At 69.1% G+C, this 12,862-nt stretch carries 15 protein-coding genes; 13 read left to right on the top strand and 2 right to left on the bottom strand.

Annotated features, from left to right (window positions below; translation table 11 throughout):
- The first annotated feature begins 43 nt into the window (after positions 1-43).
- The gene (locus tag AC5Y43_RS14640) at positions 44-1,360 is read left to right on the top strand and encodes a cytochrome P450 (protein WP_499973563.1); all 1,317 of its coding nucleotides are present in this window, start codon (positions 44-46) and stop codon (positions 1,358-1,360) included.
- A gap of 8 nt (positions 1,361-1,368) precedes the next feature.
- Here AC5Y43_RS14640 and msrA read toward each other — a convergent pair whose 3' ends face one another.
- Complete coding sequence (gene msrA, locus AC5Y43_RS14635; RefSeq protein WP_499973560.1) at positions 1,369-1,893, bottom strand: peptide-methionine (S)-S-oxide reductase MsrA; 525 nt, start codon at positions 1,891-1,893, stop codon at positions 1,369-1,371.
- A gap of 60 nt (positions 1,894-1,953) precedes the next feature.
- Between msrA and AC5Y43_RS14630 the strand changes: the two genes are divergently transcribed.
- The 4 genes from AC5Y43_RS14630 to AC5Y43_RS14615 all read left to right on the top strand — a co-directional run bounded on the left by AC5Y43_RS14630 (position 1,954) and on the right by AC5Y43_RS14615 (position 4,762).
- A complete protein-coding gene (locus AC5Y43_RS14630; RefSeq protein ID WP_499973558.1) occupies positions 1,954-2,454 on the top strand; it encodes a nuclear transport factor 2 family protein in 501 nt (166 codons plus the stop codon).
- A complete protein-coding gene (locus AC5Y43_RS14625; RefSeq protein WP_499973556.1) occupies positions 2,451-3,476 on the top strand; it encodes an NAD-dependent epimerase/dehydratase family protein in 1,026 nt (341 codons plus the stop codon). Before AC5Y43_RS14630 ends, AC5Y43_RS14625 begins: the two co-directional genes overlap by 4 nt.
- A 20-nt stretch (positions 3,477-3,496) precedes the next feature.
- Positions 3,497-4,318, top strand: a complete 822-nt coding sequence (locus tag AC5Y43_RS14620; RefSeq protein WP_499974020.1) for a class I SAM-dependent methyltransferase — start codon at positions 3,497-3,499, stop codon at positions 4,316-4,318.
- Between the two features lie 69 nt (positions 4,319-4,387).
- Positions 4,388-4,762, top strand: a complete 375-nt coding sequence (locus AC5Y43_RS14615) for a DUF427 domain-containing protein (RefSeq protein ID WP_499973552.1) — start codon at positions 4,388-4,390, stop codon at positions 4,760-4,762.
- A 4-nt stretch (positions 4,763-4,766) separates the two neighbouring features.
- Here AC5Y43_RS14615 and AC5Y43_RS14610 read toward each other — a convergent pair whose 3' ends face one another.
- Positions 4,767-5,174, bottom strand: a complete 408-nt coding sequence (locus AC5Y43_RS14610) for a nuclear transport factor 2 family protein (protein WP_499973550.1) — start codon at positions 5,172-5,174, stop codon at positions 4,767-4,769.
- Between the two features lie 61 nt (positions 5,175-5,235).
- Between AC5Y43_RS14610 and AC5Y43_RS14605 the strand changes: the two genes are divergently transcribed.
- The 8 genes from AC5Y43_RS14605 to AC5Y43_RS14570 all read left to right on the top strand — a co-directional run bounded on the left by AC5Y43_RS14605 (position 5,236) and on the right by AC5Y43_RS14570 (position 12,847).
- Positions 5,236-6,150: a DNA-3-methyladenine glycosylase family protein gene (locus AC5Y43_RS14605; RefSeq protein WP_499973547.1), complete on the top strand. Its 915-nt coding sequence runs from the start codon at positions 5,236-5,238 to the stop codon at positions 6,148-6,150.
- Between the two features lie 44 nt (positions 6,151-6,194).
- On the top strand, positions 6,195-6,743 hold the full coding sequence (gene dps, locus AC5Y43_RS14600) for a DNA starvation/stationary phase protection protein Dps (RefSeq protein WP_499973545.1): 549 nt from the start codon (positions 6,195-6,197) through the stop codon (positions 6,741-6,743).
- Between the two features lie 49 nt (positions 6,744-6,792).
- Complete coding sequence (locus AC5Y43_RS14595) at positions 6,793-7,758, top strand: pirin family protein (protein ID WP_499973541.1); 966 nt, start codon at positions 6,793-6,795, stop codon at positions 7,756-7,758.
- Positions 7,759-7,760: 2 nt separating this feature from the next.
- Entirely contained in the window at positions 7,761-8,402 is a 642-nt protein-coding gene (locus tag AC5Y43_RS14590) for a TetR/AcrR family transcriptional regulator (RefSeq protein WP_499973539.1), read from the top strand.
- Positions 8,403-8,457: 55 nt separating this feature from the next.
- A complete protein-coding gene (locus AC5Y43_RS14585) occupies positions 8,458-9,399 on the top strand; it encodes a class I SAM-dependent methyltransferase (RefSeq protein ID WP_499973537.1) in 942 nt (313 codons plus the stop codon).
- A 32-nt stretch (positions 9,400-9,431) separates the two neighbouring features.
- Positions 9,432-10,373 carry a class I SAM-dependent methyltransferase gene (locus tag AC5Y43_RS14580; RefSeq protein WP_499973536.1) on the top strand — a complete coding sequence of 314 codons (942 nt, stop codon included), beginning with the start codon at positions 9,432-9,434 and terminating at the stop codon, positions 10,371-10,373.
- Positions 10,373-11,308, top strand: a complete 936-nt coding sequence (locus AC5Y43_RS14575; RefSeq protein WP_499973534.1) for an SAM-dependent methyltransferase — start codon at positions 10,373-10,375, stop codon at positions 11,306-11,308. The genes AC5Y43_RS14580 and AC5Y43_RS14575 overlap by 1 nt, the downstream gene beginning before the upstream one ends.
- 108 nt (positions 11,309-11,416) lie before the next feature.
- Positions 11,417-12,847, top strand: a complete 1,431-nt coding sequence (locus AC5Y43_RS14570; protein ID WP_499973533.1) for an aldehyde dehydrogenase family protein — start codon at positions 11,417-11,419, stop codon at positions 12,845-12,847.
- The last annotated feature ends 15 nt before the right edge of the window (positions 12,848-12,862 follow it).

Here is a 12,862-nt window from a genome sequence, read left to right as displayed (position 1 = left end):
GGTACACCGCGGTACCATCCCCGACCCCGGGAGTGTCACCGGAATGAGCGAAGTCGTCACCGCCCCGCCGGCCATCAGGTTGCCACCGGCGGCCCGGATGCCAAAGATGCTGCAGGGCTTGTTCTTTGCGATTTCACGGCGCTGGATGATGGAGCGCCTGGCGCGCCGCCACGGCAGCGTGTTCACCGTCAACATCCCGATCTACGGGCGGGTGGTGATGGTCTGCGACTGGCGGCTGGCCAAGCAGGTGTTCACCACCAGCCCGGAGGAACTCGGGAACATCCAGCCCAACCTGAGCCGCCTGTTCGGCTCGGGCTCGGTGTTCGCGCTCGACGGCGACGACCACCGCCGCCGCAGGCGGCTGTTGGCGCCGCCGTTCCACGGCAAGAGCATGAAGAACTACGAGCGCATCATCGAAGAGGAAACCCTGCGGGAGACGGCCGGCTGGCCCCAGGGCAGACCGTTCGCCACGTTGCCGTCGATGATGCACATCACGCTCAACGCCATCCTGCGCGCGGTGTTCGGTGCCGAGGGCGCCGAGCTCGACGAGCTGCGCCGCCTGATCCCGCCCTGGGTGACCCTCGGATCGCGCCTGGCGCCGCTGCCCAACCCCCGACGCAACTACGGCCGGTTCAGCCCCTGGGGCCGGCTGGCCGAGTGGCGGCGCCGCTACGACAGGGTCCTCGACAGGCTCATCGACGCCGAACGGGCCGACCCGAATTTTGCCGAGCGCACCGACGTGCTCGCGCTGATGCTGCGCAGCACCTACGAGGACGGTTCGGCGATGTCGCGCAAGGACATTGGCGACGAGCTGCTCACCTTGCTGGCCGCCGGCCACGAGACCACCGCATCCACGCTGGGCTGGGCGTTCGAGCGGCTGACCCGGCACCCGGATGTGCTCACCGCTTTGGTCGAAGAGGCCGACGCCGGTGGTAACGAACTGCGCCAGGCGGCGATCCTGGAGGTCCAGCGCGCGAGGACGGTCATCGATTTCGCCGCCCGCCACGTGTACTCGCCGGTCTTCCGGCTCGGCGAGTGGGGCATCCCCCGCGGGGATTCGATCATCATCAGCATCGCCCAGATCCATAACGACGCCGAGGTCTTCCCCGCTCCCGAGCGCTTCGATCCGCGGCGCTACATCGGCGGCAAGCCGTCGTCGTTCGCGTGGATCCCGTTCGGCGGCGGCACCCGCCGGTGCGTCGGCGCCGCGTTCGCCAACATGGAGATGGACGTGGTGCTGCGAACGGTGTTGCGCCACTTCACCATCGAGACCACGACCGAGCCGGGGGAGGGATTGCACAACCGGGGCGTCGCTATCACACCCAAAGACGGCGGGCGCGTGGTGGTGCGGCGGCGCTGAGTCCGCACTTATTGGCCTGCTGGAATTCCCGTCGCCCGCCGCGGCAACTTCCAACCGGGCCGCACGAAGTGGCAGGTGTACCCGTTGGGGTAGTGCTGCAGGTAGTCCTGGTGTTCGGGCTCGGCCTCCCAGAAGTCGCCCGCCGGGCTGACCTCGGTCACCACCTTGCCCGGCCACAGGCCCGACGCCTCGACGTCGGCGATGGTGTCCAGCGCGATCCGCTGCTGCTCGTCGTCGACGTAGAAGATGGCCGAGCGGTAGCTGGGTCCGCGGTCGTTGCCCTGCCGGTCTTTCGTTGTCGGATCGTGGATTTGGAAGAAGAACTCCAGCAGCGCCCGGTAGTCGGTGACCGAAGGGTCGTAGACGATTTCGACGGCCTCGGCGTGCGTGCCGTGGTTGCGATAGGTCGCATTCGGGACGTCGCCGCCGCTGTAGCCGACCCGGGTGGAGACGACGCCGGGCCGCCTGCGGATCAGCTCCTGCATTCCCCAGAAGCAGCCACCCGCCAGGATTGCTTTTTGGCTGTTCGTCATTGCCTGTCCTCCCTGGGAACCTCGGGACCTGAACGACTCAGCCCAGGCTACACTCCGGCGATGACGTCCTTCTCCCGCAGCGAACTGGCAACCGCCTTCGAGAAATTCGAGGCGACGGTCGCCCGGGCCGCCGAAACCCGCGACTGGGACGCCTGGGTCGAGCAGTACACGCCCGACATCCTCTACATCGAGCACGCGGCGGGCACCATGCGCGGCCGCGACCAGGTGCGCGACTGGATTCGGTCCACGATGACGACCTTTCCGGGCAGCCACATGGTGGCGTTCCCGTCGCTGTGGTCGGTGATCGACGAGGCTACCGGGCGGATCATCATCGAACTGGACAACCCGATGCGCGACCCCGGCGACGGCAGCGTCATCAGCGCCACCAACATCTCGATCATCACCTACGCCGGTGACGGCCTGTGGCGTCAGCAGGAAGACATCTACAACCCGCTGCGCTTCCTGCGCGCGTCGATGAAGTGGTGCGCGAAGGCACAGGAGTTGGGCACGCTCGACGAGGACGCGGCGCGGTGGATGCAGCAGTACGGAGGATCCCAGTGAGCACCAAACCCAAGCTCGTTATCGGCGCCAACGGCTTTCTGGGTTCGCACGTCACCCGCCTGCTCGTCGCCGACGGCTGCGAGGTCCGCGCGATGGTGCGCCCGACGGCCAATACCCGTGGCATCGACGATCTTTCGCTGACCCGGATCCACGGTGACGTGTTCGACACCGGCGCCCTGCGCGAGGCGATGGACGGCGTCGACGACGTGTACTACTGCGTCGTCGACACCCGCGCGTGGCTGCGCGATTCGGCGCCGCTGTTCCGCACCAACGTCGAAGGCCTGCGCAACGTCCTCGACGTCGCGGTCAAGCAACCCGGCCTGCGCCGGTTCGTCTTCACCAGTACCTACGCCACGGTGGGCCGGCGGCGCGGGCGGGTGGCGACCGAGGACGACGTCATCGACACGCGCGGGCTGACCCCGTACGTCCAGTCGCGGGTGGCGGCCGAGGACCTGGTGATGCGTTACGTCGCCGAAGCGGGGCTGCCCGCCGTGGCGATGTGCGTCTCGACGACGTACGGCAGCGGGGACTGGGGCCGCACCCCGCACGGCGCGTTCATCGCCGGTGCGGTCTTCGGCAAGCTGCCCTTCCTGATGAACGGCATCGAGCTGGAGGTCGTGGGCGTCGACGACGCCGCGCGGGCCATGATCCTGGCCGCCGAGCGCGGGCGCGTCGGCGAGCGATACCTCGTCTCGGAGAAGATGATCCCGCTGCGGGAGGTCGTGCGGATCGCCGCCGACGAGGCGGGGGTGCCGGCGCCGCAACGGTCGATCTCGATACCGGTGCTCTACGCGCTGGGTGCGCTGGGCAGCCTGCGGGCGCGACTCACGGGCAAGGACGCCGAGCTAAGCCTCAAGTCGGTGCGCATGATGCGCGCCGAGGCGGACGTGGACAGCAGCAAGGCGAAGCGCGAATTGGGTTGGCAGCCGCGCCCGGTCGAGGAGTCGATCCGCGAGGCCGCCCGGTTTTGGGCCGCACTGAAGAGCGCTCGCAGGGACGGCGCGCCCGCCGCGTCCGAATAGGGGCGGCCTTCGTGGACCGGATACGCGTCGATCTCAACGGACCGCCGCAGACGATGCTGGCGACGCTCTACGCCAAGGCGCTGGACGCCGACGCCCCGCGGCCGATTCTGGGCGATCAGTATGCGAAAGCCGCCGTAAGCCACATCGACTACGACTGGGGCAGGACGACGATCACGCCGCGGCGCGCACCGTCCGTCGCCGTGCGCAGCCTGCACTTCGACAACTGGGTCCGCCAGTTTCTGGCCGCGCACGCCGGCGAGGGGGTGACCGTGCTGCATGTCGGGTGCGGTCTGGATGCCCGCGTGTACCGGCTGGATCCACCGCCCGGGGTGCGCTGGTACGACGTCGACTATCCCGACGTCATCGCCGTGCGCGAGCGGGTGTACCCGGGCCGGGCCGGCTACCGGATGCTGGCGGCGTCGGTGACCGATCCGGCCTGGCTGGCCGAGATACCCGCGGACGGCCCCGCGCTGTTCGTCGGCGAGGGCCTGACCATGTACCTGACCCAGGACGACGGGCTGGCCCTGCTGCGCCGCGTCGTCGATCGGTTCGGGTCGGGGGAACTGCAGTTCGACGCGTTCAGCGCGTTCGGAATCCGCACCCAGTGGAGCAACTCGGTGGTCCGGCGTTCGGGCTCCACGCTGCACTGGGGCATCGACGGGCCCGGCGACATCGTCGGCGCCGTTCCGGGTGTGCGCCTGCTGGCGTGGGAGTCGGTGTTCGACAGCGACACCTTCGACCGGGTCTCGCCCGCGGTGCGCTGGCTGGGCAAGGCGATGGCGGCGGTGCCGACGCTGCGGACCATGGCGCAGTATCACCGCTACGCGTTCGGCCCCGCCTGACCGGGAAGCTTTGAGCGCGGGCCCGCGTTGCACCGGCTATCTGCGCTTCGAGAAGGAGACGAGGAGACCATGAGCCACCCGGAAATCAAAGAACCCAGCGCCGGACACCCGATCACAATCGAGCCGACCAAAGGCCGGGTGCAGGTCCGCGTCAACGGCGAACTCGTCGCGGACACGACCGCGGCGCTGGAGCTACGCGAGGCGACTTTGCCTGCGGTGCAATACATTCCGATCGGCGATGTGGTCTCCGAGCGGCTGTCACGCACCGACACCAGCACCCACTGCCCGTTCAAGGGTGACGCCAGCTACTACAGCGTGACCACCCCGGCCGGCGATACCGTCGAGGACGCCATCTGGACCTACGAGCAGCCCTATCCGGCAGTCGCGGCGATCGCCGGGCACGTCGCCTTCTACCCCACCAAGGCCGAAATCAGCGTCTCTTAGCGGCTCAGTAGCCCCCACCGGCCGACTCGGGCAGCACCCGCGCCTGCGCGCGGGTGTCGCTGTACTCGCGCATCGACACGATCAGCCCGTCGTGGGTCTCGAAAATGCAGATGAACGGGCTGTCATAGCCGATCCCGTCGTTGGTCGTGCCGGTGGCGTTCCCCTCCACCACCACCGTGTCGCCCTCGGTGACGCAGCGACGCAGGTCGATCCCGAGCTCCAGGCTGCGCTTGCGGCCCTCGACCGACTGGCGCAACGTCGCCTTGTCGAAGGAGACGCGGGTGAACAGGCTCCAATACGTGAAGTCGTCGCTCAGCAGCGTGAAGCCCTCGTCCAGATCCCCACCATCGGCCAGGCACTGCATGAACATCCACACGAGTTCGGTGTGCGGGCCATCGAACGGCGTCATCACATCGCAATATTGTCGTGGCAGACAGTGAACGGTCAATCGAGACACCCGCAGAAACGAGTCTTTGGTGAACAGCGCGCGCACGGTCACCTTCCCCGGGGTGGCGAGCTTCGGGCACACGCTGGCGCCGCTGCGGCGCGGCCCGAGGGACCCGTGCTTCCGGCTGCCCGGGGACGGCACCATCTGGCGCACCAGCCTGCTGCCCAGCGGGCCCGTCACGGCGCGGATCAGCCGCACCGCGCCCGACGCCGCCCGGGCCGTGGCGTGGGGCGCCGGCGCGCCGGAGTTCCTCGAGAGGCTGCCCGCGCTGCTGGGCGCCGAGGACGACGCCTCGGATTTCGCGCCGCGCGACCCGACGGTCGAGGCCGCGCACCGGCGCGTCCCGCACCTACGGCTGGGCCGCACCGGGCTGGTGCTGGAGGCCCTGATCCCGGCCGTCATCGAGCAGCGGGTGCCCGGCGCCGACGCGTTCCGATCGTGGCGCCTGCTGGTGTCCAGGTACGGGACCCCCGCCCCGGGCCCGGCGCCCGACGGGATGCGGGTGCCGCCGAGCGCCGACGTGTGGCGGCACATCCCATCGTGGGAATTCCATCGCGCCAACGTCGACCCGCGCCGCGCGCAGACCGTGGTGGGTTGCGCGCGCCGCGCGGCCGCGCTGGAGCGGCTGGTGTCCCGTCCGGCGCAGCAGGCCCGCCAGGCGCTGAGGTCGTTGCCGGGCGTGGGCGAGTGGACCGCCGCCGAAACCGCGCAGCGGGCCTTCGGCGACGCCGACGCCGTGTCGGTGGGCGACTACCACGTCCCGAAGATGATCGGCTGGACGCTGCTGGGCCGCCCGGTCGACGACGCCGGGATGCTCGAGCTGCTCGAGCCGATGCGACCGCACCGCCACCGGGTGGTCCGTGTGCTCGAAGCCAGTGGGCTGGCCTACGAACCGCGGCGCGGGGCGCGGCTGCCGGTGCAGCACATCAGCCGGCTCTGAGCTGCCGTGGTTTTCCGGATTGGCCATCGGGTACCCAGCGACGCATGACGCAGTTCACCATTCCCGGATTGACCGACAAGCAGGCAGCGCGGCTCACCGAGTTGCTGCAACGGCAACTGAGCACCTACAACGATCTTCATCTCACGCTGAAGCACATCCACTGGAACGTGGTGGGTCCGAACTTCATCGGTGTGCACGAGATGATCGACCCGCAGGTCGAGGCGGTCCGCGGTTTCGCCGACGACGTCGCCGAACGCATTGCGGCCCTTGGTGCTTCGCCGCAGGGCACGCCGGGCGCCATCATCAAGGATCGCTCCTGGGACGATTATTCGGTCGGGCGCGACACGGTGCAGGCGCATCTGGCCGCGCTCGACGTCGTCTACAACGGGGTGATCGAAGACGTCCGCCAATCCATCGACGAGACCGACGACCTCGACCTGGTGACCCAGGACCTGTTGATCGGCCAGGCCGGCCAGCTGGAGAAGTTCCAATGGTTTGTCCGGGCGCATCTGGAAAGCGCCGGCGGCAAACTGGCGCACAAGGGCAAGAGCACCGAAAAGGGTGCCGCGAGCAGCGCTCGTCGCAAGTCCTGACCCCCGGACGCCCCGCGGAATAACTGGACTGTAGTCCGGTTATAGGGGTATGCCCGCTATCACCGCAGACACCCTGACCTTGCCGCGCATCGGCGCGGCCGGTCCCGCCGACACCGAACGGCCGGTCCGATCGATCACCACCGGCCCGCGGGGCTACGAGGGCGAGGGCTTCCCCGTCGTCCGCGCCTTCGCCGGGGTCGGCACCGCCGCCCTGGACCCGTTCGTGCACATGGACCAGATGGGCGAGGTGGAGTACCAGCCGGGCGAGCCCCGGGGCACCGACTGGCATCCGCACCGCGGCTTCGAAACCGTCACCTACATGATCGACGGCAAATTCGCCCACCAGGATTCGCACGGGGGCGGTGGCCTGATCGCCGACGGCGCGACGCAATGGATGACGGCCGGTTCCGGCATCCTGCACATCGAGACCCCGCCGTCCGAACTGGTCGACAGCGGCGGCGTCTTCCACGGGATCCAGCTGTGGGTGAATTTGCCGAAGAAGGACAAATTCGCGACGCCCCGGTATCAGGCCATCGAGGGCGGCGACGTCAAATTGCTCGCCTCGGACGACGGCGGGGCGCTGGTCCGCATCATCGCCGGCGAGATCGACGGCCACCGCGGACCCGGGATCACCCACACGCCAATCACCTTGGCGCACGCGACGATCGAGCAGGGCGCCCGGCTCAACATCCCGTGGCGCCGCGACTTCAACGCGCTAATCTACGTGCTGTCCGGGAGCGGACACGTCGGCCCGGTGGCCCACCCCGTCCGACGGGGACAATTGGTGGTGCTCGGTCCCGGCGATCGCATCACCGTGGGCGCCGATCGCGCCGGCGCAATCGACGTGCTGCTCCTGGGCGGCCGGCCGATCGGTGAACCGGTATTCCACTACGGGCCGTTCGTGATGAACACCCGCGCGGAATTGGTCGAGGCGCTGCAGGACTACTACGACGGGAAGTTCGGCAGCATTCCGCCGAACGCTTTAATGCCGCACCATGGCGGTGGCACACTTTAACAATGTCGCCAACGGCGAGTCGCCGGCCCGGACGGCCTCCTGCCGCCAAGGCGGACGAAACGCGGCAACGGATTATCGACGCCGCTCGCCTGGTATTCAGCGAACGCGGTTACGACGGGGCGACTTTCCAGGCGATCGCCGCCCGCGCCGATTTGACCAGGCCGGCGATCAACCACTACTTCGCCACGAAGCGGCTGCTGTGGCGGGAGGTCCTGGAGCAGGCAAACGCCCTCGTCATCGGCGCCGGCATCCGGCAGGCCGAGCGCGAGAGCGCCCTGGTGGGGCGGCTGACGGCGTTCATCTCCGCCGCCGTGCGAGCCAATTCCGACAATCCTTCCGTGTCGGCGTTTTTGATTACCGCCGTGCTCGAAGCGCAGCGCAATCCGGAATTGACCGGGGCCGAAAACGATTCGGTGAGAATTAGCCAGGAATTTCTGACCCGGGTGGTCAATGACGCGATCGAGCGCCAGGAGGTTGTCGGCGATATCGACGCGTCTGCATTGGTGGAGACGCTGCTGGTCGTGCTCTGCGGAGTCGGCCTTTACGCCGGCTACGTCCGCAGCTACGAGGAGCTACTGGCCGTCAGCGACGTGCTCCGGCGGCTGCTGGAAGGCGCGCTATGGCGGCCGGAGGCCATCCAGTGAAGTTGCGCACAAAGCGCATAGGCTAACTAACTTATTCCGGTACCATGGGCGGGTCATGACTGATCTGGATGCCCAATCGCCGCCCTCGATCCGGAGCACCGGTGACAGCTGGGCCATCACCGAGCTCGTCGGCGCCACCGCGCTGGGCGTCGCCGCGTCGCGCGCGGTGGAGACGGCCGGCCCCGATCCCCTGATTCGGGACGAGTTCGCCCGCGTCCTGGTCTGCCCGGCCGGCCCGGCCTGGGAACGGCTGACCGATGTCCAGCTGGCCTGGCTCGACGGCGACCCGCACGGCCAGCGCGTGCACCGGCTCGGCGTCGACTACCAGGCGGTGCGAACGCATTTCTTCGACGACTACTTCGCCGACGCGGTCGGCGCGGGAATTCGCCAGGTCGTCATCCTGGCCGCCGGCCTGGATTCCCGGGCCTACCGGCTGAGCTGGCCGGCCGGCACGGCGGTGTACGAGATCGACCAGCCCAAGGTGCTCGAATACAAGACCGGAATCCTGCAGTCGCACGGCGCGAGTCCCGCCGCCGAGCGCCGCGCGGTCCCGGTGGATCTGCGCGACGACTGGCCCGCGGCGCTGGCGGCCGCCGGGTTCGACCGCACCCGGCCGACCGCGTGGCTCGCCGAGGGCCTGCTGCCCTACCTGCCCGGCGATGCCCAGGACCGGCTCTTCGACATGGTCACGGATTTGAGCGCGCCGGGCAGCCGGATCGCCATCGAGGTCTTCGGGATGAACTCGAAGGGCAACACCGCCCGCTGGCTGCGGATGCGGGAGCGCCTGGGCCTGGACGTCAACGTCCAGGCGCTGACCTATCACGAGCCCGACCGCACCGAGGCCGCCGCATGGCTGACCGGCCACGGCTGGCGGGTGCACGCCGTGAACAACCGCGACGAGATGGCCCGACTGGGCCGCCCGGTCCCCGACGACCTCGCCGACGAGGCCGTCAGCAGCACGCTGCTGACGGCGCGCCTCGACGGCCCGACCGCCTGACTTCCGACAACAAAGATCCGAGGAGCAACCCGATGAGCTCACTGCGCACCCACGACGACACCTGGGACATCAAGACCAGCGTCGGCACCACCGCGGTGATGGTGGCCGCCGCCCGCGCTGTCGAAACCGAGCAGTCCGACCCGCTGATCAGCGACCCCTACGCCAAGCTGCTGGTCAACAACGCCGGCGCCAACGTGTTGTGGCAGGCGCTGCTCGACCCGGCGATGGTGGCCAGGGTGGAAAGCCTCGACGCCGAATCCGCCGCCCACATCGAGCACATGCGCGGCTACCAGGCCGTCCGGACGCACTTCTTCGACACCTACTTCACCGACGCCGTCGGCGCCGGAATCCGGCAGGTGGTGATCCTGGCGTCGGGCCTGGACTCGCGCGCCTACCGGCTGGACTGGCCGGCCGGCACCACGGTGTACGAGCTCGACCAGCCCCAGGTGCTGGCCTACAAGTCCACGACGCTGGCCGACAACGGCGTGGCGCCGTCGGCCGATCGCCGCGAGGTCGCCATCGACCTGCGCCAGGACTGGCCGGCCGCGCTGCGTGCCGCGGGCTTCGACCCGGCGGCGCGGACCGCGTGGCTGGCCGAGGGCCTGCTGATGTACCTGCCCGCCGAGGCCCAGGACCGGCTGTTCACCCAGATCGGCGAACTGAGCGCGCCCGGCAGCCGGGTGTCGGCCGAGACCGCGCCCGAGCACGCCGACGAGCGGCGCCAGCAGATGCGCGAGCGGTTCAAGAAGGTCGCCGACGAGATCGGCCTGGAGGAGACCATCGACGTCGGGGAGCTGATGTACCGCGACGACGACCGCGCCGACGTCGCGGAGTGGCTCAACGGGCACGGCTGGCGCGCGCGGGCGCAGCCCGCGACGGACGAGATGCGCCGGCTGGGCCGCTGGATCGAGAACGTCCCGCTGGCCGAGGACAAGGACGCGTTCTCCGACTTCGTGATCGCGGAACGCCTGTAATGGCGCGCACCGCGGACGACTCCTGGGACATCGCCACCAGCGTCGGGGCGACCGCGGTGATGGTCGCGCTGGCCCGCGCCGCCGACACGGCGAGCGACGATCCGCTGATCTGCGACCAGTTCGCCGAGGTGCTGGTGTCTACTCCCGAACTCGAGGGGGTTCGGGAGCAGGTCGCCGCGTGGTGGGGTCCCGAGCCGGGCGAGGTCTCGGAACGGGGTTTCGCCGTCGCGGCCCAGCAGATGATCAATTCTCAGGCCGTGCGCACCCACTTCTTCGACGCGTACTTCACCGAAGCGGTGGCCGCCGCCGGACCCGGCATCCGGCAGGTGGTGATCCTGGCCGCCGGGCTGGACTCGCGCGCCTACCGGCTGGACTGGCCGGACGGCACCGTCGTCTACGAGATCGATCTGCCCAAGGTGCTCGAGTACAAGGCCGAGACACTCGCCGCGCACGGTGCCGCGCCGGTCGTCGACCGCCGGCCCGTTCCGGTGGACCTGCGCCACGATTGGCCCAAGGCGCTGCGCGACGCCGGGTTCGACACGACCCGGCCGTCGGCGTGGCTGGCCGAGGGGTTGTTGCCGTTCCTGCCGGCGGCCGCGCAGGAAGCCATGTTCGCCTCGATCGAACAGCTCAGCGCGCCGGGCAGCCGGGTGGCGGTGGAAAACTTCGGTATCGACCCGGCAAAGCGCGGCGAGGCCCAGCAGAAGTGGCAGGAGATGAAGGCCAGGCGCGAGGCCCGGGGCCAGGACACGTCGTTCAATCCCTTGGACCTCTGGTTCGACGACGGCGACCGTCCCGACTCCGACGACTGGTTCGGCGCCCACGGCTGGGCGACGCGCGCGGTGAGTTCGCGCGAGGAGGCGCTGCGGCTGGGCCGCGAGCAGTCGGAGGACACACCGTTCGTGAACAAGTTCGTGACGGCCACCAAACCCTGACCCGGCGGATCCTCCCTACTGCTCTCCCAACCGGATGGTTACGATCGCGGTTATCACCGATGAGCGGTTACCCGCACGTGTCGCGGGCGGCTCTGCTCGGGAAGGACCATGATGACCACCGAATCGGTTACACCGAAGACATCAGAATCCACCAACGGCGTGGCGGCTCAACCGGTCGATGTCGCGGCCACGGTTGCCCGGCTCCGCACGACCTTCGCCACGGGCCGCACCCGCGATATCGAATGGCGCAAGCGCCAGCTGCTGCAGCTGGAAAAGCTGATGCTGGAGAACGAGCCGGCGATCGCCGCCGCGCTCGCCGAGGACCTGGACCGCAGCCCCTTCGAGGCGTTCATCGCCGACGTCGCCACCACCGCCGGCGAGGCGAAGTACGCGGCCAAGAAGGTGCGCCGCTGGACGCGGCGTAAGTACCAGCTCCTCGAGATGCCGCAGCTGCCCGGCCGCGGCTGGATCGAGTACGAGCCCTACGGCACCGTGCTGATCATCGGCGCCTGGAATTACCCGTTCTACCTGACCCTCGGCCCGGCGGTCGGGGCGATCGCCGCCGGCAACGCCGTCGTGCTCAAGCCCTCGGAGATCGCGGCCGCGTCCGCGCACCTGATGGCCGAGCTGGTGCCGCGCTACCTCGACAACGACGCGATCGCGGTCGTCGAGGGCGACGGCTCGGTGAGCCAGGAGCTGATCGCGCAGGGCCTGGACCGCCTGCTGTTCACCGGCGGCACCGAGATCGGCCGCAAGGTCTACGAGGGTGCGGCACCGCATCTGACCCCGTGCACGCTCGAACTCGGCGGCAAGAGCCCGGTGATCGTGGCCGCCGACGCCGACGTGGAGGTCGCGGCCAAACGGATCGCCTGGATGAAGCTGCTCAACGCCGGACAGACCTGCGTCGCACCCGATTACGTGTTGGCGGACGCCACGATTCGCGACGAGCTGGTGAGCAGGATCGGGGACTCCATCACGAAGTTCACCGCGGACAAGCCCGGCGGGATGCGCATCGTCAACCAGCGGCAGTTCGACCGGATCAGTGGCTACCTTTCCGGCGGCGACGGCAACGTCATCGTCGGCGGCGCGTGCGACGCGTCGAGCCTGCGCATCCAGCCCGCCGTCGTCGTCGACCCCGACCCGGACGGCCCGCTGATGCGCAACGAGATCTTCGGGCCGGTGCTGCCGGTGATCACCGTCCAAAACCTCGACGAGGCAATACGTTTCATCAACTCGCGGCCCAAGCCGCTGTCGGCGTACCTGTTCACCAAGACGCGCGAGACCCGCGAGCGGGTGATCAAGGAGGTGCCGGCGGGCGGCATGCTGGTCAATCACCTGGCCTTCCAGGTGTCGACCGCCAAGCTGCCGTTCGGCGGGGTGGGCGCGTCCGGGATGGGCGCCTACCACGGCAAGTTCGGCTTCGAAGAGTTCAGTCACCGCAAGGCGGTGCTGACCAAGCCGACCCGGCCCGACCTGTCGAGCTTCATCTACCCGCCGTACACCGAGCGGGCGATGAAAATGGCCCGCCGGATGTTCTAAAGGTCTCAAGCTGCG

This window comes from Mycobacterium sp. NGS57 (genome assembly GCF_059812405.1).
The sequence above is the reverse complement of the archived record's forward strand: the minus strand, read 5'-3'. Positions and strand labels throughout refer to the sequence as shown.